Source organism: Halocynthiibacter styelae, from assembly GCF_016123485.1.
Lineage (GTDB): Bacteria > Pseudomonadota > Alphaproteobacteria > Rhodobacterales > Rhodobacteraceae > Halocynthiibacter > Halocynthiibacter styelae.
The window spans coordinates 86,548-112,376 of sequence record NZ_JADCKQ010000004.1; the positions used below are offsets into that span (position 1 = coordinate 86,548).

A 25,829-nucleotide genomic window follows, 5' to 3' on the forward strand; every position below is an offset into this window, starting at 1 on the left:
AATCTTACCTGGAACGCGCATCCTGAGGCTTGCTCAATGCTCAACTTTATCATTCGTCGCTCGGGCATATCCGTGCTGACGTTGTTCTTCATCTCCTTCGTTATCTTCATGTTGCTTGCACTTGCACCAGGTGATCCGACGGCAAGCCTGCCTTTGTCGATCCCTGCCGAAGTGAAAGCACAAATCCGTGAATCCCTTGGTCTCGGGCAGAACCCGCTGGTTCGCTTTGTAAAGTGGTTCTATGCCTTCTTCTGGGTTGAACCGATGTACACCATCGAACAGCTCACAGGTCTGAACACCTATGGCGATCAACAACGGATTATCTCTTTCCAGAGCCGCTCTCCCGTGATGGATATCGTCTGGCAGCGTATTCCTCAGACCCTCTGGGTGGTTGGTCTGGGTTATGTGGTCGGCACGCTGATCGCGCTCCCGATCGGGATTATCTCAGCCTATCGCCAATACAGTTGGTTTGATCAGCTCGGAACATTCATCTCTATGGTAGGTTTCTCTGTTCCGACCTTCTTTACCGGTGTTCTGCTGATTGTGATCTTCTCTGTGAACCTTGGTTGGTTCCCGTCGATCTATGACACGACCCTGGTGGTCGACAGCTGGGCAAACTTTGTCAAACAAGCCAAGCAAATGGTTCTGCCGGTATCCGTGCTGGCGCTGTATAACGCAGCCCAGATCAGCCGGTTTATGCGGGCGTCTATGCTGGACAACCTGAACCAGGACTATGTGCGCACCGCCCGGGCCAAGGGCCTTGGTGAAAAAGCCGTTGTGCTGGTCCATGTGTTGCGCAACTCCATGATCCCGGTTGTAACCGTGATTGCCCTGGGTGTGCCTCAGGTGTTTGGTGGCGCGATCATCACCGAACAGGTGTTTAAGGTGAACGGCCTTGGTCAGCTTCTGATCACAGCCATTCAGGCCAATGACATCCCGATGGTACAAACCCTGACTGTGATCTTCGCGGTCCTGATCATTCTCTTTAACCTGATTGCCGATGTTCTCTACGGCGTGCTTGATCCGAGGATCCGTTATGACTGATAAAACCGTAACCGAACAGGATATCGCCGCAAGCGCATCGCGCAGCCAGTGGTGGGATGTCTGGGGACAGTTCCGCACCCACCGAGGCGCGATGATCGGGGCTTTCGTCTTCTTGCTGATCGTATTCGGCATTGTGCTTGGGCCATGGCTGTGGTCGACAGATGCGACCTATATCGACATCCGTGCAAAGAACGCCCGTGCCATCACATCCTGTTTCTCACAGGACTGGGGCATGATCTGGACATGTCTGTCTGATCCGACCTCGATGAAGGCGGAAACCGGGCTGAAAGTCTACTGGTCCCACCCTCTGGGCACCGACCAGCTAGGCCGGGATAACCTGGCACGTGTGATCAAAGGCGGTCAGGTTTCCCTGGCTGTTGGCGTGACTGCGATGCTTCTGGCGCTGTTTGTCGGCACACTTGTCGGCGTGATGGCGGGCTTTTTCAAAAAGCTCGACGGCATTCTGATGCGCCTGACAGATCTTTTCCTGGCCTTGCCTCTGCTGCCACTGCTGCTGGTGATGTTCATGCTGTTCCGCGACGCTCTGAACTCCAGCTTCGGTCCGGAAATGGGGGCGTTCATTCTGATGGTCTCCGCCATCGGGATCACAAGCTGGATGCCAACAGCCCGTATTGTACGTGGTGATGTTCTTGCGATCAAAGAGCGTGAATTCGTATTGGCGGCGCGTTCCATCGGGACCACCAACAGCAAGATGATCATGCGCCATGTGCTGCCAAATGTCATGTCACCGATCATGGTGTCTGCAACCCTTGGCATTGCGAATGCGATCATCACGGAATCTGCGCTGTCCTTCCTGGGCCTGGGCTTCCCACCGGATTTCCCGACCTGGGGGCGTCTGCTCTATGATAGCACCGACTTCCTCGTGAGCTACCCGGAACGCGTGATCTATCCGGGCCTTGCAATCTCTCTGACGGTTCTGTCTGTGAACTATATCGGTGATGGTCTGCGCGATGCTCTGGATCCACGGATCCGCGGGCGCTAAACCCCGGTTTCTTTCAAAGAAACCGTCCCGGAATTTTTGAAAAATTCCGGCTACCACTAAGTAAAATGGCCCGGCAGAAATGCACGGGCCATTTTACTTAGTGCGGCGCTTTTTCTGCATATCCTGTGACGCCCCCTGCCCCAGACGCGCCAAAGCGATCTTGGTTATTCTCTGAAACTTCGGACAACTGGCGTGTGTTGGCGCGCTGCATTGCGCAACATGGCGCAACCCGTCCCGCAATGCGGTCAGCTCTGTGATCCGCTGTTCAATTTCATCAGCTTTCGACAAAAGAGCCTCGGCGGGAATATCGCTTTCTCCCCCCGGGCAGACAAAGGCACGGATCTCATCCAGCGAAAACCCCGCCTTTTTCCCAAGCAATATCAGCGACAGCACTTGCAGAACGGAAGGATCATAAAGCCGCCGCAACCCTTTGCGCCCGGATGGGCTGATCAGCTGTTTCGTTTCATAATAACGCAGTGTCGCCGCAGACAGACCCGTCTGTTCTGACACCTCTCCAATATCCAGATCTTTCATCCTTGACCTCAAGCTGACTTCAAGTGGCAGACTGCATGTTCTCAGATAAAGAGGCAACAGAAAGGCCCCCCTGATGGAAAGTTATATTTCTTTTTTCCAATACGCCCTCATCGGAATTGGTGCGACACTGATCATGGATCTCTGGGCCTTGACCCTGCGCCGTGCGTTTGGGGTTCCCTCGCTCGATTTCGCGCTGGTCGGGCGTTGGCTTCTGCAAATGCGTCACGGGATCTGGTTCCACAGGCCCATCACTGGCGCGCCGTATCAACAAGGTGAACGGCCGCTTGGATGGCTTCTGCACTATGCGATTGGCGTGATCTTTGCTATCACATTCGGCATATACGCCGGAACCACCTGGATCACGCAGCCCACGCCTGCACCCGTCATCATCTTTGGGCTTCTGACGGTCGGATTTCCCTTCCTAATCATGCAGCCCGCCTTTGGGGCGGGGATCGCAGCCGCCCGTACGCCCTGCCCTGGCAAAGCCCGCGTCAAAAGCCTGATGACCCATCTGGTCTTTGGGGTTGGGCTCTGGTTAAGCGCAATGGCCCTGGCGCAGTTCTGATCTCAGTGAAACGCGTTTCTGATCCGCCGTACGGTCAACCACACGGCACCAATCACCGGCGGGATCAGAAGCGCGGTCAGCGTGGCCTTCGACAGCCCCCCAAATTTCGCCAATGGATAAACCGCATAAGTCGCAAGGTTCACGGCATAATAGCTGATCGCCACCACGGACAAACCTTCCACCGTCTTTTGCAGATGCAACTGCTGATCTGCACGGCGATCCATGCTTTCCAGCAACTGCTGGTTCTGCGCCGAACGTTCGACTTCCACCCGTGTGCGCAAAAGTTCAGCAGCGCGAAACGCCCGGGCAGAGATATTCTGCAATTGCGCCTCAACCGCTTCCGAGGTCCGCATCGTGGGTTCGAACCGACGCGCCATGAATTCCTCAAAGGTTTGTCGCCCGCCCACACGGCGTTCCCGCAGCACCATGATCCGATCCGCCACAAGCGAACTATAGGCCCGCGTGCCGGAAAAGCGGAATGCCGACTGGGCAGACAAGGCTTCAAGTTCGGCCGTCAGAGGCAGCAATGCCGCAAGAACAGCCTCGGGTTCCGCCCCGCTCATCCGGTCAATCAACCGGTTCAGGCGCATATCAATATTGCCCAGCTGACGCTGCACCTCTTTCGCACGCCGATACCCAAGCATCGACATCGCCTTGTAGGTTTCAATCTCACATAGCCGCTGCACAATCCGGCCAATGCGCTGCGATCCGGTCTGCGCAGCACTGATCACCTGGAAGTTCATCTGACCGCGCGCGTCTATGCGGAAATCACCGGCAATGATCGCCGCCCCGTCCAGAACATTGCTGACCGCCAGACTTTCCGGCACAAAATCTTCCTTCAGGATACGCGCGAGCCTGGCTTTATCCTGCGGCTTTTCGACGACACGGATCATCGCCGACGTCAGGCGTACCCCCGGCATTTCTGCCAGCCATTTTTCGGGAAACAGGTCAAACCCATCGCCATCAGGCACCTTGCCTTCGACAAACAACGTGTAGCTCACAAATTCGGTGTGGCTTTCCCATTTGATGCCATGGCCCCCGATGCGGCCAGAATAATGGGTGGCCCCCGGGCGCGGATGATCTGCGCCGAAATGATTCAGCAGCGCCAGCAGATGATCCAGATCCGCCTGACGATCCCGCCGCGCCGCATCCGCCGGGCGTTTCACCGCAAGGTAAAGCGCCGTCGCCCCCGTCCCCAATGTCGGAAAAGGCCGCGCGTGCAGCTCATTGGTCAACGCATATCGGTCCTGGTGATCGGTGATTGCAGTCATGTCCTGTCCCCTTGTGCCCCACGCTCTCCGGGGCCCTTCAGGCGGACGCTAAACCGCAAAATCAAAACAGGTAAAGAGTTTTTTTGTTATTTTTCAGCACGTTACAGAATACCGCAGTATACCGATTAATTTCGAGGCAGATCATATAGCGGCCTCAGGAAACCGGCATCACCGTGCCCTGGGCAATCCCACAGATCTTTTCTTCTCCGTTTTCAACGGCATAGACTTTTGCCTCGCAAACCGCCTGCCGTTTCCCATGGCTTAAAACCTGTGCACGACTGATCAAAAGCGCACCTTTGGCGGGACGGATGTAGTTGATCTTCATTTCAAGCGTCAGCACATCCCCCAACAAGGATCCCGCCGCAAAGGTCAGCGCATTGTCGGCAAGATAGCTGACAACACCGCCATGGGCGAATCCATGTTGTTGTTTGTGATCCTCCTGCAAAGGCAGCTCGATCACAGCCTTTCCGTCACCAAGTTCCGTCAGTTCCGCACCCAAAGATTTGCTGAACGGCTGCAATGCCAGGATCGTCTGGCCCATTTTCAGAATATCGGTCATAGGCCAGCTTCCCGCGTGACCCGCGGAAAGTCAAATGCGACGTCAGGACAAGCGACCGTCAGTCAGCCCAGAAATCTGATGGCATGTCATGCAATTGCTGCGCTGCCATATCGTCAATCCAGTCCTGCTGATCCTCTTTGGGCAGCGTTGCAAACCCCGGATCTTCCCCCGCAGCACGTTTTGCATTGCGCCTGGCCTGTTTGTATTTCAGCTGTTCCACCGGTTCATCCGGCACAATCGCATAGACGAAACGACCGCCCATGGCTTTGGCCAGATTTTCCATCTGCTTCAGCGACACCGCGCCGTCTTTTTCGCTGCGTTCTGCCTGATAGACCGCATTCCGGCTGACACCTTTGCGCAGCGCCACCTGTTCCGCAGACATGCCAAGCGCCAACCGCATCGTCGCGATCCAACCCTTTTCGGGCATTTCAACATCTGTCAGCCTGGCAGCAGCCCGGTCAAGGATACGGGCCAGACGCCGGCGCTGGATAAAATCTGGCATGCAGGGCTCATTCGTTGTTTCACCATATAAAACTAACAAAAAGGCCACAAATTGCAACTTACTTTATAGTTTTGGCATGTTTTTGCATATATATACCTAAACAAATTGAAAATCATACCTATATATAATCCGAAAGGACACCAATGATCGAAACATTTCTCGCTCCGAACTCCTGGCCGTTTGCCATTGCGCTGGCTGTGACTGCCGGCCTGTTCATTCTGGAAATTCTCATGTCGCTCATCGGCGGCAGTTTTCTGGGCATGGGCGGCGAAGGGCCTGACATTGATGTAGATACAGATTTTGATTTGTCCACTGATATGGACATGGATATTGATCTGGACGCCCCGGATGTGGATGCGGATATGGCTGAAATGTCCGCTGCACCTTCTGGTTTCCTGGGCTGGCTTGGCATTCAGGATGTGCCCTTCCTGATCTGGCTTGTGTCCTTTCTGACGATGTTCGGCCTGTCCGGCCTGATCATCCAAAGCATCGCAATGGCTGTGCTGGGGGTTTCCCTGTTCACATCTCTTGCTGTGTTTGCGGCACTGCTGCCTGCTCTGGCGGTTACACGTATCATCGCCAATCAGGTCGCCCTGATCATGCCGAAAACAGAAACCACTGCGATGCGCACAAGGTTTCTCGGCGGGCATCGCGGTGTGATCACCCAGGGCACCGCCACACGTGGCAGATCGGCGGAAGCCAAAATCAAAGACCGGCATGGCAACCTGCATTATCTGCGGGTGGAGCCCCTGGAAGACGATGGTGTTTTCCCACAGGGCAGCGATGTCACACTGATCCGGAAGCGCGGCGACAGGTTCTATGTGATCTGAACGCGTCGCGCCCCTGTTAAAAACTTACATTTCTGAAGGAGTTCTTTATGGACCTGACCTCTATTGCAATCATTGCAGGCAGTATCGTTGGCCTCTTGCTGTTTATAGGCATGATCATGGCGCGGCTTTACAAACGTGCAACCCGTGAAACCAGCCTTGTGAAAACCGGCTCCGGTGGCCGCAAAGTCATCATGGATGGCGGCACAATTGTTGTGCCTTTCCTGCATGAGATTTCCAAAGTGAACATGAAAACACTGCGTCTGGAAGTGGCCCGGGTGAATGAACAATCCCTGATCACCAAAGACCGGATGCGTGTCGATGTGGGTGTAGAATTTTATGTGTCTGTGAATGCGACCGAGGACGGCATTTCCCGTGCGGCGCAAACCCTGGGCGATCGTACATTCCACGTCGATCAGCTGCGTGAAATGATCGAAGGTAAACTTGTAGATGGCCTGCGTGCGGTTGCCGCCCAGATGTCCATGGACGAGCTGCATGAAAACCGCGCAAGCTTTGTGCAGGAAGTGCAAAACGCGATCTCTGAAGATCTGCTGAAAAACGGTCTGGAACTGGAAGCCGTGTCTCTGACGGCCCTAGACCAGACACCGTTTGAATCGCTGGATGAAAACAACGCCTTTAACGCGGTTGGTATGCAGAAGTTGGCAGCTGTGATTGCGACATCCCGCAAACAACGCGCTGAAATCACGGCAGAAGCAGATGTTGCTGTGGCCCAGTCAGAAATGGAAGCTGAAAAGCGCAAATACCAGATTGATCGCGAACAACAGCAGGCGCATATCGCACAGATTGAAGAAATTCAGTCCCTGCAGGCCAGCCAGGAAGCGGAAATCGCCCGCAACCAGGAGGCCTCTGATCAGGCCAAAGAACAGGCCCGGATTGAACGTGAACGCGCTGTTCGTGCTTCTGAAATTGAACGTGAACGCACCATTCGGGAAGCCGAAATCGCCAAAGAACGTGAACTGGAAGTTGCCGATCAGGAACGCCAGATCATCATCGCGCGTAAATCCGAAGAAGAAAGCCAGGCACGTGCGTCAGCGGACAACGCCCGCGCAGAGGCCAAGAAAGCTTCAGAAGCGATTGAAACCGCGCGTGCCGTTGCCGAAGCTGAACGTCGCAAGCAGATCACATTGATCCAGGCGCAGGAAGATGCGGAACGTCAGGCAACCGCTGTTCGACTGGCTGCTGAGGCCGAGAAAGAAGCAGCAAGTGACCGTGCGGCGGCGAAACTGGAAGAGGCCCAGGCGGACGCGAATGCGATCACCGTGCGCGCAGAAGCCAAGAAAACCGACCTGCTGGCAACTGCGGAAGGTCAGACCGCGATTGCCAACTCTGAAAATGAGCTAAGCCAGGAAATCATCGCCATGAAGATCCGCCTGGCACAACTGGAAGCCATGCCTGCGATCATCGCTGAAATGGTGAAGCCGGCTGAGAAGATCGACAGCATCAAGATCCATCAGGTGACCGGTATGGGCAATGCGGCAACCGGCAATGGCGGCGCTGCATCAGGCGGCACCCCGGTGAACCAGGCGCTGGACTCTGTCCTTGGCATGGCGCTTCAGATGCCCGCGATGCAGGCGCTTGGCAAGGAACTGGGCCTGAGCCTTGAAAACGGCGTGGCAGGTGCAGCCAATGATGTGCTGGATGTCGCACCGGAAGCGGACGCAACGCAGGAAGCACCAACGCCCGCGGCCGAAACCGCCACAGAAGCCCCGGCGCAATAAACCGCCCAGAAAAAACACAAAAAGGCCCGCGAAATCGCGGGCCTTTTCTTTTGTCAGCATTTCTGATGCGTCAGCTGATCATGGTCAACAGCTGATCAAGGCTTGCCTTTGCATCCCCATAGAACATCCGGGTGTTTTCCTTGAAGAACAGCGGGTTCTCGATGCCGGAATACCCGGTGCCCTGGCCACGCTTAGACACAAACACCTGCTTGGCTTTCCAGCATTCCAGAACCGGCATACCCGCGATTGGGGAGTTCGGATCTTCCTGGGCCGCCGGGTTCACGATGTCATTAGACCCAATCACAATCGCCACGTCGGTTTCCGGGAAATCATCGTTGATTTCATCCATCTCCATCACGATGTCATAAGGCACTTTGGCTTCCGCCAGCAGCACGTTCATATGGCCTGGCAGGCGCCCCGCAACCGGGTGGATCGCAAAGCGCACGTTCTTGCCTTTGGCCCGCAGACGACGGGTCAGTTCCGCCACATTCTGCTGTGCCTGGGCAACCGCCATACCGTACCCCGGGATGATGATCACACTGTCAGCGTCTTCCAGCGCGGATGCAACACCATCCGCTTCAATCGCGATCTGTTCACCTTCCACTTCCATCGCAGGGCCCGTGGTGCCGCCAAAGCCGCCCAGTATCACAGAGATGAAAGACCGGTTCATCGCCTTACACATGATGTAAGACAAGATCGCACCGGAGGAGCCCACAAGCGCGCCCACAACGATCAACAGGTCGTTGCCAAGCGAGAAACCAATCGCCGCAGCTGCCCAGCCGGAATAGCTGTTCAACATAGACACAACAACTGGCATATCCGCGCCGCCAATGCCCATGATCAGGTGATAGCCGATAAACAGTGCCGCAAGCGTCATCAGGAACAGCGGGAAGAAACCGCCCGTGTTGAAATACCAGATCAGCGCCAGCACAGACACGCCAGCCGCGCCCGCATTCAACATGTGACCACCGGGCAGTTTTTCCGCCTTGGAATTCACTTTGCCCGCCAGTTTGCCATAGGCAATGACGGAACCGGTGAAGGTCACCGCACCGATGAAGACACCGAGGAAAAGCTCCACCCGCAGGATGGCAATCTCAACAGGAGTCTTTTTTGCAAGAAGGGCAGAGAACCCGTCAAAAATACCCACTAAAGCTTCACGACTTTTCATAAGTGCAGCAGCTTCGCCTTCAAGCGGTGGATAGAGAGAGTAAGCCCACGGATACTCCAGGTAAGGGATTTCTGCCTGAGCGAAAATTGACGCAACACGCGCCAGCTCAATATGCGCATTATAGCCGATAAACACCGCCGCCAGACCAACGAGTGAGTGCATCGCCGCCACAAGCTCCGGCATCTGGGTCATCTGCACTTTATTCGCCAGTTGCCAGCCGATCACCGCACCGCCTGCGATCAGAATGATCGTCAAAAGCCACAGGCCGGAACCGGGACCAACCAGCGTTGCAAACACCGCCAGCGCCATGCCCGCAATCCCGTACCAGACCGCGCGCTTTGCGCTTTCCTGGCCGGAGAGTCCCCCAAGGGAGAGAATGAAAAGAACCGCCGCGACAACATAAGCCGCTGTTGTAAAACCGTAATCCATCTATCCGGCCCCCTTAAGATTTCTGGAACATGGCGAGCATGCGCCGTGTCACCATAAAGCCACCGAAAATGTTGATCCCGCACATGAAGACCGCAAGCGCGGACAGAAGGATCACAAGGAAAGACCCCGATCCGATCTGCATCAAAGCGCCCAGGATCACGATGGAGGAAATCGCATTTGTCACCGCCATCAGAGGTGTATGCAGGCTGTGCGCCACGCCCCAGATCACCTGGAAGCCGATAAAGACCGACAGCACGAACACGATGAAATGCTGCATGAAGCTTGCCGGGGCGACAAGGCCAACCGCCAGCAGGAACGCCGCACCTACCCCGATCAAAGTCACCTGATTGCGGGTCTCTTTCTTAAACGCCGCAACTTCTTCCGCACGCTTTTCTTCCGGCGTCAGTTCTTTGACTTCGACCTTCGGCTGCGCTGCAATCGCCTGCACCTTTGGTGGGGGCGGCGGGAAGGTGATTTCACCTTCAAACGTCACAGTCGCGCCGCGGATCACGTCGTCTTCCATGTCGTGATTGATCTGACCGTCTTTTTCAGGGGTCAGGTCAGTCATCATGTGGCGAATATTGGTCGCATAAAGGGTCGAGGCCTGGGCCGCCATGCGCGATGGGAAATCGGTGTAACCGACAATAGTCACGCCATTGTCGGTAACGATTTTTTCATCCATCACGGTCAACTTACAGTTGCCGCCTTTTTCTGCTGCCAAATCGACGATCACGGAACCTGGCTTCATCGCTTTGACCATATCTTCGGTCCAAAGCTCTGGCGCTTCGCGGTTCGGGATCAGGGCCGTGGTGATGACGATGTCAACTTCTGGTGCGAGTTCGCGGAACTTTGCAAGCTGTGCTTCGCGGAACTCAGGGCTGGACACTGACGCATATCCACCAGATGACGCGCCATCTGCCTGTTCTTCCTCAAAATCGAGGTAAACAAATTCAGCACCCATGGATTCAACTTGCTCAGCCACTTCGGGCCGCACGTCAAACGCCAATGTAATCGCGCCAAGGCTTGTAGAGGTGCCGATTGCAGCCAGACCTGCAACACCCGCACCCACAACCAGAACCTTCGCTGGGGGCACTTTGCCCGCCGCGGTGATTTGGCCTGTGAAGAAGCGGCCAAAGTTGTTGCCCGCCTCAATCACCGCGCGATAACCCGCGATATTCGCCATGGACGACAGCGCATCCATCTTCTGAGCACGTGAAATACGTGGCACCATTTCCATGGCAATCACGTTTGCGCCTTTGGCTTTCGCCGCTTCCATACCCTCGTCGTTGGCCGCAGGGTTAAAGAAGGAAATCAGCGTCTGACCTTTATCCAGGCGTTTCAGCTCGGTCGCGTCCGGCTGGCGCACTTTGGCGACGATATCGCAGGCCTTAAACAGCGCCGCGCCGGTTTTCAGAACCTCAACGCCCGCTTCTTTATACATAGCGTTGGAAAAGCCCGCTGCCTCGCCCGCGCCACTTTCAATGGCGCAGTCATAGCCCAGCTTCTGCAATTGTTTTGCCGAATCCGGCGTCATGGCAACGCGCGCTTCCCCGGCAAATGTTTCCTTTGGTGCTCCGATTTTCAAACCTGTTCCCCTATTCCTGCAACTTTCCGGAAAAATCATCTCTGCGACAAGATAGTCCCTCACAGCGACATTTTTCAGTCCCGGCATGCTTAACGTGGGTAACAATATTTCACAACAGCCTGACACAACTGTGAGGATGTTACGCGTCGCGTTTCTGCGGGGAAAATTGTCGCATTTTCCCCACTGGGATTACGCTTCCTCCCGGGGCGATCCAGATTTACTTTTATACCCCTCCAGGGCAAAGCCCGGAAAATCAGCAGAGGCTTGCTATCTGGCGCGTAAATATGTTTTATACATAAAACAATTGCGTGCACGGGCCATCGCCCGGCCAGGGGAAGTCTGATGTCTGATTTTGCAAAAACCAAAGCCATGTTCCACATTCCTGAGGACATGATTTATCTGGACGGCAATTCCCTGGGGGCTATGCCCTGGGCGACCGCAGTGAAAGTCGAACGCACCATTACCGATGAATGGGGCGATATGCTGATCACCGGCTGGAACAAAGCGGGCTGGATGGCAAAACCCACCGATATTGGCGATCGTATCGGGCGGCTGATCGGGGCAGAGAAAGGGTCCGTTGTCATGGGCGACACCCTGTCGATCAAAGTCTATCAGGCGGTGGCATCTGCCCTGGAAATGAACCCGGGACGCAAGGTTGTGCTGTCTGACAATGGCAACTTCCCAACCGATCTCTATATGGCGGATGGCCTGTGCAAAACCATGGGCGCAGATTATGAGGTGCGCACTGTGGACCCGGAAGCTGTTGAGGCCGCCCTGTCTGAGGACATCGCCGTTCTCATGCTGACCGAGATTGATTACCGCACCGGCCGTAAACATGATATGAAAGCCCTGACGGAAAAGGCCCAGGCCCTTGGCATTATCACCATCTGGGATCTTGCCCATTCCGCCGGTGCCCTGCCCGTCGATCTGGCCGGCTGCAACGCGGATTTCGCGGTGGGCTGTACCTATAAATACCTGAACTCCGGCCCCGGTGGCCCGGCATTTATCTATGTCGCCCCGCGTCACCAGGATGTGGCACGCCCGGCCCTGTCCGGCTGGCTGGGCCATGATGCGCCTTTCGCCTTTGATCTGGATTACCGCCCCGGTGCCGGGATCGAACGTATGCGCGTCGGCACTCCGCCCATCCTGCAACTGGCGGCGCTGGAAGCCTCGATGGACATCTGGGACCAGGTCGACATTCACGATATTCGCAAGGCATCCATCGCGCTGTGTGAACAATTCATCGCGGGCGTTGAAGAAAGCTGCCCGACGCTGAAACTCGCCTCACCCCGCAATGCCGATGATCGCGGCAGTCAGGTGTCCTTCGCGCATCCGGAAGGTTACGCCATCATGCAGGCCATGATTGCCCGCAACGTGATCGGTGACTTCCGCGCCCCGGATATTATCCGTTTTGGATTCACCCCGCTTTACATTGACGAAGGCGATGTAGACGGCGCAGTGTCAATCCTGAAAGACGTGATGGAGAACGACCTGTGGGACAAGCCGGAATACAAGATCAAAAGCCGTGTGACCTGAGTGATCTCATCCTGCGCCCATATCGCAGCAGTGACCGCCGCGCGGGGTTCGACGTCTATTATGACGCCGTACGCAACGGTGCTGCGCGTGCCTATACATCAGAACAACGTGCGGCCTGGGCGCCAGCGGATGCTTTCCGCCCTGAGACCCCGGATCAGATGCTTGATATGGTTGCCTTCGTGGCTGAACATCCTGACTGCGCGGGACGGATTGAAGGCTTCATGGCGATGGAACGAAACGGCCACCTGGATCGTGCCTTTGTGCGGCCCGGCTGGATGGGTCGCGGTCTGGCGCAAAATCTCTATGACCTCTTGCTTGAATGGGCGCGTGGGGCTGGCTTAACCCAGCTCACCACCGAGGCCAGCCACCTTGCCCGCCCCTTCTTTGCGAAGAACGGCTGGCAGGTTGTGGCCCCGGAAATCATTACCCGCGATGGTGTGGAAATCGAAAGGTTCCGCATGTCGCTTGCCTTGTGAGGCCCCAAATGACTGACGCAAAATGCCCTTTTAACCCGGAAGATGACGGTGCCGAGATGCGCTTTGACGGGCGGATGTCTTATTCTGACTACCTGTCGCTGGATCCGATCCTGAACGCCCAGAACCCGATATCTGACGCCCATGACGAAATGCTGTTCATTATCCAGCATCAGACGTCCGAGCTGTGGATGCGCCTTGCGATCCATGAACTTCAGGCGGCGCGAAAATTGCTGCTGGCAGGCGACACTCGCCCGGCGTTTAAGATGCTGTCCCGCGTGGCGCGGATCTTTGAACAGCTGAATTCCGCATGGGATGTGCTGCGCACAATGACCCCGTCAGATTACACGACCTTCCGCGAAACCCTGGGGCAAAGTTCGGGCTTTCAATCCTGGCAATATCGCCTGATCGAATTCATGGTCGGAAACCGCAACCCCGCCATGCTGAAACCCCATGAACACCGCGAAGAATATGTCACGCCCCTGCGTGCAGAGCTGACACAGCCCTCGCTTTACGATGTGGCCCTGCGCGCCCTCGCCGGTTCCGGCATTGCCGTGCCAGATGTCGTCCTGTCGCGTGATCTGACGCAAATGTATCAGCCATCCGATGCGGTCAAACAGGCCTGGGCCATTGTCTATAAAGATCCCCAGAAATACTGGGAGCTTTACGAGCTGGCAGAAAAGCTTGTGGATTTTGAAGATTACTTCCGCCGCTGGCGTTTCAACCATGTGACAACTGTGGAACGTATCATCGGCTTCAAACGCGGCACTGGCGGCACCTCCGGCACGTCTTACCTGCGCAAAATGCTGGATGTGGAAATCTTCCCGGAACTCTGGCACCTGCGCACAGATCTGTAAAGGTCAGCGGCCAACCCCCGTCCCTGCGGGATATTTGATGAACAAAAATGGGTTAAAAAAACGTTAACCCATTTCACCTTCCACAAATACTCCGGGGGTGTGGGGGCTGGCCCCCACGTCCTCAGGCTTCAATCATTGCACCAAAGCTTTCGGCCAGCACACGCTGCCCTTCGCGGTAAGTTTCAATGGTTGTAAACCCGGCCTTCAGCCCCAGAAGCGCCAGCAACAACGTATTGGCAAAGCCTTCCGCCGTTCCGGATGTGCGCGCAAGCGTAAGGCTTCCGGCTGCAACACCTTCCTTCACCCAGATAGCAAACACCGCCCGCATCTGATCCTCACCCGCAGCCACCACCTCGCGGGCAACGGTCTGTTTCAGATCCAGAAGTTCCGGCCCATGGGGGGTCAGCATCATCTTTTCGATAACCTCACCATCCTTGGCCAGCATCGCAGCCAACAGGCAATCCGCAGCACTCCCGGCCTGACGCAACGCATCAGCCATGTCGGCCGCAGCCTGAGTGAAATAACCGGAAATCAAGGCCTCAAGGATCGCATCTTTATTCGGAAAATGCAGGTATAACGCTGGACGGGACATGCCCGCAGCCTTCGCAATATCCGCCATAGATGTGCGCTGCACCCCGTAATTCATGAAACAGGTGAACGCGGCCTCAAGAATGGATTTCACCTTTGGATCAAGGCTTTGGGCACGGGGAATATTCGGGGTGTCAGTCGTCATGCTCCACCTCTGACAGTTTTAACAAAAAATGTCAATTGACACACTGACACTTTACGGCAATAATGTCAGAAAGCTGAACCGGAGGAAGCAATGGCCACCCGACTGACTGTAAACGGCAAGACACTTGAAACCGATCTGCCCGAAGATGTGCCCCTGCTCTGGGTGTTGCGGGATGAATTCAACATGACCGGCACAAAGTTTGGCTGCGGCGTTTCTGCCTGTGGGGCCTGCACCGTGCATATTGACGGCGAATCGCAACGCAGCTGTCAGGTGCGTCTGGGCGATATCTGGGGTGAAGTCACCACCATTGAAGGCCTCGGCACACCCGATAACATGGCCGTGCTGCAGCAGGCCTGGGTTGATCATCAGGTGGCACAATGTGGCTGGTGTCAGTCCGGCCAGATCATGCAGGCCGCAAGCCTTTTGCAACAAAATCCAAAGCCGACGGACCAGGATATTGATGACGCCATGCAGGGCAATCTCTGCCGTTGTGGCACCTACCCCCGTATTCGCGCCGCCATCCATGACGCCGCCAGCAAGATCGGAGGCTGATCCATGGCCAATTTCAAGAAAATCGCCCGCCGGACGTTCCTGATCGGTTCCGCCGCTATTGTTGGTGGTGCTGCCTTTGGCGCCTGGTATGTCAGCCGCCCCGCCGAAAACCCCCTGAAATCACCGGAAGGTGGCGCGGCCTTTAACCCATTCGTGATGATCGATCAGAACGGCGTCACGCTGATCGCGAAACACGTGGAAATGGGTCAGGGATCGCGCACAACCCTTGCCGCACTGATTGCCGAAGAACTGGATGTACGGCTTGAAGACGTAAAGGTGCTGCAAGGCCAGCCCGCGCAGGCCTATTACAACAGCGCGCTTCTGGGGGAAGTCCTGCCCGGCAAAGGCTATGATCGTGGCGATTTCGCCCATGCTCTGGGGGAAACTCTGGGGGTGCTTGGCAAGGTTCTGAACATGCAGGTGACCGGTGGGTCTTCTGCCATGAAAGACGGGTTTACCGAGATGCGCCTGGCTGGTGCCTCGGCCCGGGAAGCCCTGAAAGACGCAGCAAGCGCGCGCCTGGGCGTTGCAAAAGCCGATCTGAAAACCGAAAACGGCCAGGTCATTGCACCGGATGGCACGGCGCTTGCCTATACTGAACTGGCAGCAGAAGCAGGCCAGATGGATCTGTCTGAACCCGAACTGCGCCCGGCCAGTGAATGGAAATACATCGGTAAAAACATGCCCCGTGTCGACATGGCTGCCAAAGCCACGGGCACCGCAGAATACGGCATGGATGTACGCCCTGAGGGTCTGAAATTCGCAGCCCTGCGCGCCAACCCACGCCGCAGCGGCATGACCAGCTTTGATGCGGCCGCCGCCCTGACCATGCCCGGTGTCGAAGGCGTCTATGGCCTGGGCGACGCAATTGCTGTGGTCGCCAACAACACCTGGATCGCTATGCAGGCGGCAGAGGCGGTTGATATCACCTGGGGTGCGGCAAACTACCCGAATAAAACCGATCAGATCTTTGCGCGCATTGAACAGGGGTTTGATACGGAAGCCAATTCCACCATGCGCGACGATGGCGATGCAGGGACTGGTGCGCCCGAAGGCAGCACCCCGGTTGAGGCCAGCTATAAGGTGCCCTATCTCGCCCACGCGGCGATGGAACCTCTGAACACAACCGCGCTTTACACAGGCGATCACCTGGAAATCTGGTCCGGCAACCAGGGGCCGATGCTGCACCGTCAGCACGCGGCAACCGAAGTGGGTCTGGCGGAAGAAAACGTCACTCTGCACACGCCTTACCTGGGCGGTGGCTTTGGGCGACGGGGGGATTTTGACTACACCGTTTATGCCGCACGCCTGGCGAAACTGATGCCCGACACGCCGGTCATGCTGACCTGGTCACGCGAAGAAGACATGCGCCATGACTTCTACCGTCCCGGTGCCCTGGCCCGCATGAAGGGTGCTGTGCAGGATGGGCGCGCGGTGCTGTTGGATGGTCAGGTCTCTGCCCAATCCACCACGGTTCAGATCATGAAACGCTGGATGGATTTCGAAGCAGGCGGCCCTGACAAAGGCCATGTGGATGCGCTGTTTAACGCGCCCTACGCGATTGAGAACCACCGGGTGCGTGGCTACCACGCGGATGTGGATGTGCCGGTGGGGGCCTGGCGCTCTGTTGCGGCCTCTTTCAACGCGTTCTTCCAGGACAGTTTCATGGATGAAATGGCCCATGCCGCCGGTGTCGATCCGCTGGAATTCCGCCTGCAACATATGCGCGAAGAATTCCCCGAAGGCGCCGCCTGCCTTGAGAAAGTGCGCGACATGTCCGGCTGGACCGGCGAAACACCCGAGGGTGTCGGGCGGGGCGTGGGCTTTGCCTATAGCTTTGGCACCCCTGTCGCCCAGGTGGTTGAGGTCGTGCAGCAGGACAGTGGCATTCACGTGAAGAAGGTCTGGATTGCCTGTGACATGGGCACAGCACTTGATCCGTCAATTGTGAAAGCCCAGATGTCTGGCGGCATGGTTTATGGCCTGTCGGCTGCGATCTATGAGGAGATCACCTTCTCTGGCGGCGAGGTTGAGCAGTTCAATTTCCCGGATTTCGACGCTACCCGCATGCATACAATGCCCGAGGTGGAAGTTGCGATCCTTGAAGGTCAGAAACATCTTGGTGGCGCAGGCGAGCCGGGCACACCACCGATTGCCCCCGCGCTTGCCAATGCTTTGTATGACCTCACCGGCACCCGCGCCCGTGAGCTGCCGCTGAACAAGACATTTGATTTCAAATACTGATATTGTGCCTGGCGGGGGAATGCTCCCGCCAGGTTATCATTCTTACGAATGCAACCTGTTGGGCCGGGCACGCTTCGCGTGCCTGATTTTTCGCGAGACAATATCGGAGGGAGCCAGCCCCCGTCAGCTGCGCTGTCTCCCCCGGGATATTTCAGGCAAGAGGAAATCAGGACGAAAACGCGAAGGCCTATGCTTCCTGAAAGCTGTCGAACACATCAGGGAAATCGAACCTGACAGGTGTTGCCTTATAAAACTCCCGAAACTTAAGCACCTGTTGTTCCTTGCGAAGATATTGACAGAGCGGTTTCCTGAAACGGGAGGGTTTCGCCCGCGCAGGCAGCTTTGCCAGCCAGTGGCGCGTGGGGCGTCCAATACGTGTACCATTGGGCAGGCGAGAACCAGATGGGAGCGGGTTCTGCTTCATCACGGAGAGGAAGTGGTCAAGTTCTTCCGGCATCGCAAACCGAAGGTCGACCCCGTTAAAATGCACATCCAGCAAACACCACAAGCGACGCTGATCCAGGAATGGGTGTCCACTCTGAAAAGGGCGTTGCGGTTGCCCGCTGTCAGTAAACCGGACATGCCACGCGAAAAACCGTGCCCCGGCCCAGGAACTTACAGGCGTTGCCGGGAACGTCCTGTGGTATGATAACTGCGCGGTTTTCATTCACTTCAGCCTGCCCGCCCCGCCTTAAACGCCCGTGCGGCATCACCGAAGGCTTCAAACAGTGGTTTCGACACCGGATCATTTTCCGTGTTCCATTCGGGATGCCACTGCACAGACATGGTGAAGCCCGGGGCGTTTTCCACATAGATCGCTTCCGGAGTGCCGTCATCGGCGCGCCCGTCAATCACAATGCGCGGGCCGGGTTGGCAGATGCCCTGGCCGTGCAGTGTGTTGGTCAGCACGCGTTTTGCGCCGAACATGTTATGGAACGGGCCGTTTTCGGACACTTCCACTTCATGGCGCAGTTCGAACTTTTCTTCTAAAGTGCCATCAGGCGGCATACGGTGGTTCTGGCGACCTTCAAGTTCGCGAATTTCCGGGTGCAGCGTGCCGCCCATGGCGACGTTCACTTCCTGAAAACCCCGGCAAATGCCCATTACCGGCTGCCCCGCCTCAACACAGGCGCGCACCAGCGGCAGTACCAGGCGATCGCGGTTGCGGTCAAATTCACCGTGGGCTTCGGTTTCTTCATGGCCGTATTCTTCCGGATGCACATTCGGGCGCCCGCCGGTCAGAACAAACCCATCAAAATGCGCCATCAGATCATCAATACTGCCGTAATCGGGGATTGCAGGAACGATCAGGGGAATACAGCCTGACACACGGGCGATGGCCTCTGTGTTCATGGTTCCGGCGGCGTAGACCGGATATTGATCGTTCAGCTCGTAAAAATTGGAAATGATACCGATGACCGGGCGCAAGATCTCTCTCCTGAGGTAAATGAATTGCCTGCCAATCTAACCTGTGCGCCTGAGTGGGTCGAGAGGTTTCACAACGCAAAAACGCACAAGTCCGCTACGTGACCTGTGCGTTTTAAAGGTATTATGAAGTGCGGATCAGATTTCCGCAGTCAGACCAGCAGCCTCAATTCCGGCCTTCGCCGCAATCGCGTCATTGTCTGATGTGTCGCCGGTCAGGCCAACTGCGCCAATCACGGCACCATCCGCATCACGCACCAGCACACCACCCGGCACAGGCACAACCTGACCGCCGTAAACGCCATTCACCGCTGCCATGAAATAGGCCTGCTGTTCGGCACGCGCCATTTGGGCTGTGCCCGCCATGCCCAGCATCACGGCACCGTAAGCTTTGCCATGGGCGATGGGGAAACGACCAGGGGCCGCACCGTCTTCACGCAGGAACGCTTTCACGTGCCCGCCCGCATCCAACACCACCACCGAGAGCGGCTTCAGCCCCATCTCGCGGCCTTTTTCCAGCGCGACTTTCATCATGGTCTGCGCCTGATCCATTGTAATTTCAGTCATGTCTTATCCTTCTGCTTTCGCCTCAAGACGGCGGGCATGCAACACAGGTTCCGTATAGCCGGATGGCTGCACGCGCCCCTTAAACACCAGATCACAGGCCGCCTTAAAGGCGACCGTATCATAACCGGGTGCCATTGGCTTATAGCTTGGGTCATCCGCGTTCTGCCCGTCGACAATCGCCGCCATCTTGCGCATTGCCGCCATGGCTTCATCTTCCGTGATCACACCGTGGTGCAGCCAGTTCGCCATAGCTTGTGATGAAATCCGGCAGGTCGCGCGGTCTTCCATCAGGCCAACGTCGTGAATATCCGGCACTTTGGAACAGCCAACACCGGCATCCACCCAGCGCACAACATAACCAAGAATACCCTGAGCGTTGTTTTCAATTTCCTCGCGGATGTCTTCAGGTGACCAGTTCTGGCCACGCGCCACAGGCACGCTGAGAAGATCTGACAATGTGCCACGTGCTCCGCCTTTGATCAGATCAGCCTGAAGCGCGAAAACATCCACTTTGTGATAATGCGTGGCATGCAAAGTTGCGGCGGTTGGCGATGGCACCCAGGCACAGTTCGCGCCGGATTTCGGGTGACCGATCTTCACGTCCAGCATCTCTTTCATGCGATCCGGCATCGCCCACATGCCCTTGCCGATCTGCGCCTTACCGGACAGACCACAGGCCAGACCAATATCAACGTTGCGATCTTCATAAGACGCGATCCATGGGCTGGCTTTCATATCACCTTTGCGGATCATCGGGCCCGCTTCCATGGCGGTGTGGATTTCATCGCCGGTGCGATCAAGGAAGCCTGTGTTGATGAAGGCAACCCGGGATTTCGCAGCACGGATACATTCTTTCAGGTTGGCGGATGTGCGGCGTTCCTCATCCATGATACCGATCTTCACGGTGTTTTGTGGCAGGCCCAGGACCTTTTCCACATGGGTAAAGATGCGGTCGGTGAAAGCAACCTCTTCCGGCCCGTGCATCTTTGGCTTCACGACGTATACGGATCCATGAACCGAATTCCCGCCGTCACGCGCCAGATCATGCATGGAACCCAGAACCGTCACCATCGCGTCAAGGAAGCCCTCGCCCGCTTCACGGCCCTCAACATCAAGAACCGCCGGGTTGGTCATCAGATGGCCCACATTGCGCACCAGCAACAGCGCGCGGCCTTTCAGGGTCTCTGTAGTGCCCGCAGGTGTTGTGACCTCAAGATCCGGGCTCAGGGCGCGGGTGAAGGTCTTGTCACCTTTGCTGATTTCTTCGGTCAGATCGCCGCGCATCAGGCCCAGCCAGTTGCCCCAGGCCAGAACCTTATCCTCGGCATCCACCGCAGCCACGGAATCTTCGCAATCCATGATTGCGGACATGGCGCTTTCCATGCGGATGTCAGAAATGCCCGCCGGGTCAGCACCGCCCACGGGCGTGCTTGCATCAATATCAAGGATGATGTGCAAGCCGTTGTTTTTCAGAACAATTGCAGAAGGCGCTTCCGCCGCCCCGATGTAGCCGGCATAGCCTGCGCCATCTTTCAACGCCGGGGTCAAATCAGCACCCGCTTTGATCGCAGTGACATCCGCCCAGGATCCGCTTGCCAGAGGCACAGCATCATCCAGAAACGCCTTGCCCCAGGCAATCACACGCCCGCCGCGTTCCGCATCATAGCCCTTGCCTGTTGGCAGATCGCCCAGCGCATCCGTGCCATACAGCGCATCATAAAGACTGCCCCAACGGGCATTCGCCGCGTTCAGCGCATAGCGCGCATTCATCACCGGCACCACAAGCTGTGCCCCCGCAACTTTTGCAATTTCAGGATCGGTATTCGCGGTTTCAATCGCGAAATCTTCACCCTCAGGCACCAGATAACCGATCTCACGCAGGAAGGCTTCCTGTGCGGCAGGGTCCAGCGCCGCATCGCCCTGTTCTTTATACCAGGCATCAATCTGCCCCTGGATCTCTGCCCGTTTCGCCAGAAGCACGCGGTTTTCATCCCCAAAGCCGTTGATCAGATCTGACATGCCCGCCCAGAAATCATCCGCCGTCACACCCGTGCCCGGCAGCGCATTGCCTTCGATAAATTCAACAACCTGGCTGTCGACCTTCAGGCCGGATTTCTCGATATATGTGGACTTGGAAGATGCGGGCATGGGAGATTTCCTCAGGATTTCACAATTCCCCGAGTTGATACGAAAGTTTCCTCTGCGAGACAATCCAATGGTCAGATCATTTTACCAATGACGCAGCGAAAAGCTTTCCTGGCGGATTTGATAATCTGGAGAATTATTCGGCAACAAGCAGTTCAATAGAATTCCCGGAACCGGTGTTTTACTTTCTCTGCACTTTGAGTATCGTTGGCACACTAAATTTGTTCCTCCGGCTGATAGTAAGAAACAAGAAATTTTCGCTTAAAGAAACCTCTACTCAGGAAACCTCAATGGATTATCGAAACACCGCACGCAGTTTGTGCAATTCAGCAAAGTGCCTTATTTCCAGTGAAGAAGATGATAACCTGCTATTTGCTGCGCTCAAACTTCGTATGGCTCTTGAAAGCATCACCTACGATCGTTCAAAAAAATATTCTGACGAACTGGGACCAGAGGTCATGAAAACCTGGCAACCCAAAAAACTGATGGAACGCATGCTGGAAGTAAATCCACATGTGGACCAAGACACCACTTTATCTTGTGGTGAAGAACCTTACCCTGGAGGCACACCAGAAGTTATGCGAATGCTGGGAACAGATCGGGTCCTGAATTTAAAAACACTAAAAAAACACTATGATGCACTTGGTTCCTACTTACACACCCCAACAATTCATCAACTGGAGGCCGGCAAAGAGCACGACTATAAAAAACTGCGCAAACGATGCAATGAGATAGTCTCTGCTCTCGAAGACGCTCTAAGCTCCCCGGTGTGGAATGCCCGGTTTTCTTTGCAGGGCAACTATGAGTGCGCTGAGTGTGGAAATAAAATCAAAAGATCTTTACCCACCGAAATGCAAAAACGAATTGTGTATTGCTGGAACTGCTCTGCGAGCTACACGATGGCGAGAGTAGACGCAAAGAAAGTGACTTTTGAACCACGTCAACACCAGATCGAATGTCCCATAGAGGATTGCGACGAAATCTCCTTGATATGGGAAAAGGACCTCAAACTGAACGAGCATTGGCAGTGCAATGGATGCCACTCAGAACTCACAATTGCCTTGGGAGTTTCTACAGCTAAAACATCTGAAACTCCGAAGTAGAGAACCTCTTACACCAGACTTCTCGACGTTAACACCGCCTTCCCCCCACCGCACGCCCGATATGCATAAGTTGTGCATAACATGTGCATGCTTTGTGCATATGATATTCGCCCCTTGCCCTGCCCCATGGATGCGCTACAAATTCGTTAGCATTGCAGGAGCACATCATGACCATTCAGGAAACCATTTACCTTTCAGATTACACGCCTTTTGGCTTTATCGTGGAAGATGTGCATCTGACATTTAAGTTGGCCCCGACGACAACCCGCGTGATCTCCCGCATTCGTTTTGCGCCAAACCCTGACAGCTCATCCCGTGATTTTTTCCTGCATGGTGAAGGGCTTAACCTGCACTGGGCGAAGGTCGACGGTGCGGATGTGGCGCCTGATCTGGTCAAAGGCGGGTTGCGTTGTGACGTGCCGGATACCGCTTTCACCTGGGAATGTGAGGTCGAGATTGATCCACAGGGCAACACAGCGCTGGAAGGGCTTTATATGTCAAACGGCATGTATTGCACACAGTGCGAGGCCGAAGGGTTCCGTAACATCACCTTCTATCCGGATCGCCCGGATGTGATGTCTGTATTTACCGTTAGAATTGAAGGGGATAACCCCGCTCTTCTGTCAAACGGCAACCCTGCGGACAGCGGCGAAGGTTGGGCCGAATGGCACGATCCATGGCCCAAACCTGCATACCTCTTCGCCCTCGTCGCCGGTGATTTGCGCAACTATCCGGGCAGCTTTAAAACCATGTCCGGGCGTGATGTTGAGCTGAACCTCTGGGTACGTCCCGGGGATGAAGGGAAATGCGCCTTCGGCATGGAAGCCCTGAAGAAGTCCATGATCTGGGATGAAGAAGTCTACGGGCGCGAGTATGACCTTGATATCTTTAACATTGTTGCGGTGGATGACTTCAACATGGGGGCGATGGAAAATAAAGGACTGAACATCTTTAACTCTGCCGTAGTTCTTGCCAGCCCGGAAACCTCAACCGACGCGAATTTCGAACGCATCGAAGCCATCATCGCCCATGAATATTTCCACAACTGGACCGGCAACCGCATCACCTGTCGTGACTGGTTTCAGCTGTGCCTGAAGGAAGGTCTGACCGTCTTCCGCGACCAGCAGTTCACCGGCGATATGCGTGGTCATGCGGTGAAACGTATTAACGATGTTGTCACCCTGCGCAGCCGCCAGTTCCGCGAAGATTCCGGCCCGCTGGCGCACCCACCGCGTCCGGATCAGTTTGTTGAAATCAATAACTTTTACACCGTCACCGTCTATGAAAAAGGCGCCGAAGTGATTAATATACTGAAGCATCTGGTGGGCGACGATGGATATAAAAAAGCGCTGGATCTTTACTTTGACCGCCATGACGGCGACGCTGCGACGATTGAAGACTGGCTGCAGGTGTTTGAAGATGCAACAGGCCGTGATCTGACTCAGTTTAAGCGTTGGTACACAGACGCAGGCACGCCGCATGTGAAAGTGGCGGACAGCTTTGACAATGGCATCTATACGCTGACCTTCACCCAGGAAACCGCCCCGACACCGGGGCAGGATGACAAGCCTGCGCGTGTGATTCCGATCGCCGTAGGTCTCCTGGACCCCAATGGGAATGAGGTCCTTCCAACCCAGATCCTGGAGATGGCAGAAACGACACAAAGCTTTTCATTTGAAGGCCTTAGCGCGAAACCCGTACCGTCCATCCTGCGCGGGTTCTCGGCCCCTGTGGTACTGGAACGCGAAACTTCGGCAGAAGAACAGGCCTTCCTGCTGGCCCATGACACCGACCCGTTCAACAAATGGGAAGCGGGCCAGGCGCTGGCAAAAGACTGCCTGATTGCTATGACACAGGGCGGCACGCCGGATCAGGGGTTGCTTGATGGCATGACCACTGTTGCCCGTGATCACAGCCTTGATCCCGCTTTCCGCGCCCTGGCCCTTGGCCTGCCAGCCCAGGATGATATTGCCGCAACCCTGGCCGCCCGCGGTATCACGCCGGACCCGGATAAAATCTGGCGTGCCCATCAAGCCCTGAAACAGGCAATCGCCCAGCATCTGCAGGACGTCTGGCCACGCTTGCTGGCGGAAATGGCAACCCCTGGCCCCTATTCGCCGGATGCGGAACACGCTGGTAAGCGCGCATTGCATGGCGTGGCCCTGGCCTATCTGTCACAGATCGACGGCGGCACGGCAGCCAAGGCGGCCTATACGACGGCGGGCAATATGACAGAACAACTGTCTGCGCTTGCCTGTCTGTTGTCAGTGGAAAAAGGCACCGATGAACTGGCAACCTTCCGCGAACAATGGCAGCATGATCGCCTGGTCATGGACAAATGGTTTGGCCTGCAGGTCGGCTATGCCAGCCCGGAAAACTGTGTCGCCACCGCGAAACGCCTGTCCGAAGATGCAGACTTCAACTGGAAGAACCCGAACCGTTTCCGTGCGGTCTTTGGCGCCATGATGATGCATCACGCCGGTTTCCATCAGGCGGATGGCAGTGGTTACAACCTTCTGGCGGACTGGCTGATTAAACTTGATCCGGTCAACGGCCAGATTTCTGCCCGCATGTCCACGGGTTATGAAACCTGGAAACGCTATGACGCCGATCGTCAGGCAAAGGCCCGCGCGGCACTGAAGCGTATCAACGGCGCGCCGGATCTTAGCCGGAACCTTGGGGAAATGGTGACGCGGATCCTGAAGGCCTGAAAATCAAAGCGGGAAAAATGCAGCACATTTCCCCTTAGGCGTGCAATTGGTTTCGCATAGGTTGATCGCATAAGAGTGAAATTGTTTTGTTTAAAAGAGAGTGTCCGTATGGTTATCAAGTAGGCTAGGTCTGAGTCTGCCAGTCGATTTGCGCAAATCGCCTCAGGCTACCGGCAGGGTATGAGTAACGGACCTCGATATTATGGCCTTGCACCGGTTGGGCTGATCGGGCAGTTTTCTGATATCTTTCTTGAAAT

The 25,829-nt window shown here is 55.8% G+C and carries 22 protein-coding genes; 12 read left to right on the forward strand and 10 right to left on the reverse strand.

Annotation, left to right across the window (positions count from 1 at the left end; all coding sequences use genetic code 11):
- The first annotated feature begins 36 nt into the window (after positions 1–36).
- Positions 37–1,044 carry an ABC transporter permease gene (locus H1D41_RS06650; RefSeq protein ID WP_228848159.1) on the forward strand — a complete coding sequence of 336 codons (1,008 nt, stop codon included), beginning with the start codon at positions 37–39 and terminating at the stop codon, positions 1,042–1,044.
- On the forward strand, positions 1,037–2,047 hold the full coding sequence (locus tag H1D41_RS06655) for an ABC transporter permease (RefSeq protein WP_228848160.1): 1,011 nt from the start codon (positions 1,037–1,039) through the stop codon (positions 2,045–2,047). Before H1D41_RS06650 ends, H1D41_RS06655 begins: the two co-directional genes overlap by 8 nt.
- A 93-nt stretch (positions 2,048–2,140) precedes the next feature.
- Here the strand turns inward: H1D41_RS06655 and H1D41_RS06660 are convergent, their stop codons facing one another.
- Entirely contained in the window at positions 2,141–2,581 is a 441-nt protein-coding gene (locus tag H1D41_RS06660) for a helix-turn-helix domain-containing protein (protein WP_228848161.1), read from the reverse strand.
- A gap of 73 nt (positions 2,582–2,654) precedes the next feature.
- On the opposite strand from H1D41_RS06660, the gene H1D41_RS06665 reads away from it, so the two are divergent.
- Entirely contained in the window at positions 2,655–3,146 is a 492-nt protein-coding gene (locus H1D41_RS06665; RefSeq protein ID WP_228848162.1) for a DUF2938 domain-containing protein, read from the forward strand.
- A 2-nt stretch (positions 3,147–3,148) separates the two neighbouring features.
- On the opposite strand, the gene H1D41_RS06670 is transcribed toward H1D41_RS06665, so the two are convergent.
- From H1D41_RS06670 to H1D41_RS06680, 3 genes are all read right to left on the reverse strand, one after another.
- Entirely contained in the window at positions 3,149–4,417 is a 1,269-nt protein-coding gene (locus H1D41_RS06670; protein ID WP_228848163.1) for a DUF3422 family protein, read from the reverse strand.
- Between the two features lie 154 nt (positions 4,418–4,571).
- A complete protein-coding gene (locus H1D41_RS06675; protein WP_228848164.1) occupies positions 4,572–4,976 on the reverse strand; it encodes a PaaI family thioesterase in 405 nt (134 codons plus the stop codon).
- A gap of 58 nt (positions 4,977–5,034) precedes the next feature.
- A complete protein-coding gene (locus H1D41_RS06680; protein ID WP_228848165.1) occupies positions 5,035–5,478 on the reverse strand; it encodes a helix-turn-helix domain-containing protein in 444 nt (147 codons plus the stop codon).
- A gap of 143 nt (positions 5,479–5,621) precedes the next feature.
- On the opposite strand from H1D41_RS06680, the gene H1D41_RS06685 reads away from it, so the two are divergent.
- Positions 5,622–6,308: a YqiJ family protein gene (locus tag H1D41_RS06685; protein WP_228848166.1), complete on the forward strand. Its 687-nt coding sequence runs from the start codon at positions 5,622–5,624 to the stop codon at positions 6,306–6,308.
- A 47-nt stretch (positions 6,309–6,355) separates the two neighbouring features.
- Positions 6,356–8,044, forward strand: a complete 1,689-nt coding sequence (locus H1D41_RS06690) for a flotillin family protein (RefSeq protein ID WP_228848167.1) — start codon at positions 6,356–6,358, stop codon at positions 8,042–8,044.
- Between the two features lie 70 nt (positions 8,045–8,114).
- On the opposite strand, the gene H1D41_RS06695 is transcribed toward H1D41_RS06690, so the two are convergent.
- Together H1D41_RS06695 and H1D41_RS06700 are read right to left on the reverse strand one after the other, a co-directional pair.
- Positions 8,115–9,641 (reverse strand): NAD(P)(+) transhydrogenase (Re/Si-specific) subunit beta, encoded by a 1,527-nt coding sequence (locus H1D41_RS06695; RefSeq protein WP_228848168.1) that lies wholly within the window; start codon positions 9,639–9,641, stop codon positions 8,115–8,117.
- A 13-nt stretch (positions 9,642–9,654) separates the two neighbouring features.
- Positions 9,655–11,226, reverse strand: a complete 1,572-nt coding sequence (locus H1D41_RS06700) for a Re/Si-specific NAD(P)(+) transhydrogenase subunit alpha (protein WP_228848169.1) — start codon at positions 11,224–11,226, stop codon at positions 9,655–9,657.
- A 342-nt stretch (positions 11,227–11,568) separates the two neighbouring features.
- Between H1D41_RS06700 and kynU the strand changes: the two genes are divergently transcribed.
- The 3 genes from kynU to kynA are packed head-to-tail and all read left to right on the forward strand — an operon-like array spanning position 11,569 to position 14,092.
- On the forward strand, positions 11,569–12,762 hold the full coding sequence (gene kynU, locus H1D41_RS06705; RefSeq protein WP_228848170.1) for a kynureninase: 1,194 nt from the start codon (positions 11,569–11,571) through the stop codon (positions 12,760–12,762).
- Positions 12,720–13,238, forward strand: coding sequence for a GNAT family N-acetyltransferase (locus H1D41_RS06710; protein ID WP_228848171.1), 519 nt, complete (start codon positions 12,720–12,722; stop codon positions 13,236–13,238). The genes kynU and H1D41_RS06710 overlap by 43 nt, the downstream gene beginning before the upstream one ends.
- A gap of 8 nt (positions 13,239–13,246) precedes the next feature.
- Positions 13,247–14,092, forward strand: coding sequence for a tryptophan 2,3-dioxygenase (kynA, locus tag H1D41_RS06715; RefSeq protein ID WP_228848172.1), 846 nt, complete (start codon positions 13,247–13,249; stop codon positions 14,090–14,092).
- Between the two features lie 121 nt (positions 14,093–14,213).
- Here kynA and H1D41_RS06720 read toward each other — a convergent pair whose 3' ends face one another.
- On the reverse strand, positions 14,214–14,825 hold the full coding sequence (locus tag H1D41_RS06720) for a TetR/AcrR family transcriptional regulator (protein WP_228848173.1): 612 nt from the start codon (positions 14,823–14,825) through the stop codon (positions 14,214–14,216).
- 90 nt (positions 14,826–14,915) lie between these two features.
- Here H1D41_RS06720 and H1D41_RS06725 point away from each other — a divergent pair, with 90 nt between their 5' ends.
- Complete coding sequence (locus H1D41_RS06725) at positions 14,916–15,377, forward strand: (2Fe-2S)-binding protein (protein WP_228848174.1); 462 nt, start codon at positions 14,916–14,918, stop codon at positions 15,375–15,377.
- A 3-nt stretch (positions 15,378–15,380) separates the two neighbouring features.
- Positions 15,381–17,621, forward strand: coding sequence for a xanthine dehydrogenase family protein molybdopterin-binding subunit (locus tag H1D41_RS06730; RefSeq protein ID WP_228848175.1), 2,241 nt, complete (start codon positions 15,381–15,383; stop codon positions 17,619–17,621).
- A 672-nt stretch (positions 17,622–18,293) separates the two neighbouring features.
- Here H1D41_RS06730 and H1D41_RS06735 read toward each other — a convergent pair.
- From H1D41_RS06735 to H1D41_RS06745, 3 genes are all read right to left on the reverse strand, one after another.
- On the reverse strand, positions 18,294–19,052 hold the full coding sequence (locus H1D41_RS06735; RefSeq protein WP_228848367.1) for a gamma-glutamyl-gamma-aminobutyrate hydrolase family protein: 759 nt from the start codon (positions 19,050–19,052) through the stop codon (positions 18,294–18,296).
- A 132-nt stretch (positions 19,053–19,184) separates the two neighbouring features.
- Positions 19,185–19,613: a GlcG/HbpS family heme-binding protein gene (locus H1D41_RS06740; protein WP_107497579.1), complete on the reverse strand. Its 429-nt coding sequence runs from the start codon at positions 19,611–19,613 to the stop codon at positions 19,185–19,187.
- A 3-nt stretch (positions 19,614–19,616) separates the two neighbouring features.
- On the reverse strand, positions 19,617–21,761 hold the full coding sequence (locus H1D41_RS06745; RefSeq protein ID WP_228848176.1) for a malate synthase G: 2,145 nt from the start codon (positions 21,759–21,761) through the stop codon (positions 19,617–19,619).
- A gap of 287 nt (positions 21,762–22,048) precedes the next feature.
- Between H1D41_RS06745 and H1D41_RS06750 the strand changes: the two genes are divergently transcribed.
- Together H1D41_RS06750 and pepN are read left to right on the forward strand one after the other, a co-directional pair.
- Positions 22,049–22,861: a hypothetical protein gene (locus tag H1D41_RS06750; RefSeq protein ID WP_228848177.1), complete on the forward strand. Its 813-nt coding sequence runs from the start codon at positions 22,049–22,051 to the stop codon at positions 22,859–22,861.
- Between the two features lie 167 nt (positions 22,862–23,028).
- A complete protein-coding gene (pepN, locus tag H1D41_RS06755) occupies positions 23,029–25,572 on the forward strand; it encodes an aminopeptidase N (RefSeq protein WP_228848178.1) in 2,544 nt (847 codons plus the stop codon).
- The last annotated feature ends 257 nt before the right edge of the window (positions 25,573–25,829 follow it).

Excerpts from the sequence above, each read along its gene's own strand:
- H1D41_RS06665 (WP_228848162.1), top strand. The coding sequence starts at position 2,655 with ATGGAAAGTTATATTTCTTTTTTCCAATACGCCCTCATCGGAATTGGT.
- kynA (WP_228848172.1), top strand. The coding sequence starts at position 13,247 with ATGACTGACGCAAAATGCCCTTTTAACCCGGAAGATGACGGTGCCGAG.
- H1D41_RS06670 (WP_228848163.1), bottom strand. The coding sequence starts at position 4,417 with ATGACTGCAATCACCGATCACCAGGACCGATATGCGTTGACCAATGAG.
- H1D41_RS06660 (WP_228848161.1), bottom strand. The coding sequence starts at position 2,581 with ATGAAAGATCTGGATATTGGAGAGGTGTCAGAACAGACGGGTCTGTCT.
- H1D41_RS06655 (WP_228848160.1), top strand. The coding sequence starts at position 1,037 with ATGACTGATAAAACCGTAACCGAACAGGATATCGCCGCAAGCGCATCG.
- H1D41_RS06730 (WP_228848175.1), top strand. The coding sequence starts at position 15,381 with ATGGCCAATTTCAAGAAAATCGCCCGCCGGACGTTCCTGATCGGTTCC.
- H1D41_RS06685 (WP_228848166.1), top strand. The coding sequence starts at position 5,622 with ATGATCGAAACATTTCTCGCTCCGAACTCCTGGCCGTTTGCCATTGCG.
- H1D41_RS06695 (WP_228848168.1), bottom strand. The coding sequence starts at position 9,641 with ATGGATTACGGTTTTACAACAGCGGCTTATGTTGTCGCGGCGGTTCTT.
- kynU (WP_228848170.1), top strand. The coding sequence starts at position 11,569 with ATGTCTGATTTTGCAAAAACCAAAGCCATGTTCCACATTCCTGAGGAC.
- H1D41_RS06690 (WP_228848167.1), top strand. The coding sequence starts at position 6,356 with ATGGACCTGACCTCTATTGCAATCATTGCAGGCAGTATCGTTGGCCTC.
- H1D41_RS06675 (WP_228848164.1), bottom strand. The coding sequence starts at position 4,976 with ATGACCGATATTCTGAAAATGGGCCAGACGATCCTGGCATTGCAGCCG.
- H1D41_RS06680 (WP_228848165.1), bottom strand. The coding sequence starts at position 5,478 with ATGCCAGATTTTATCCAGCGCCGGCGTCTGGCCCGTATCCTTGACCGG.
- H1D41_RS06725 (WP_228848174.1), top strand. The coding sequence starts at position 14,916 with ATGGCCACCCGACTGACTGTAAACGGCAAGACACTTGAAACCGATCTG.
- H1D41_RS06650 (WP_228848159.1), top strand. The coding sequence starts at position 37 with ATGCTCAACTTTATCATTCGTCGCTCGGGCATATCCGTGCTGACGTTG.
- H1D41_RS06740 (WP_107497579.1), bottom strand. The coding sequence starts at position 19,613 with ATGACTGAAATTACAATGGATCAGGCGCAGACCATGATGAAAGTCGCG.
- H1D41_RS06720 (WP_228848173.1), bottom strand. The coding sequence starts at position 14,825 with ATGACGACTGACACCCCGAATATTCCCCGTGCCCAAAGCCTTGATCCA.
- H1D41_RS06750 (WP_228848177.1), top strand. The coding sequence starts at position 22,049 with ATGGATTATCGAAACACCGCACGCAGTTTGTGCAATTCAGCAAAGTGC.
- pepN (WP_228848178.1), top strand. The coding sequence starts at position 23,029 with ATGACCATTCAGGAAACCATTTACCTTTCAGATTACACGCCTTTTGGC.
- H1D41_RS06745 (WP_228848176.1), bottom strand. The coding sequence starts at position 21,761 with ATGCCCGCATCTTCCAAGTCCACATATATCGAGAAATCCGGCCTGAAG.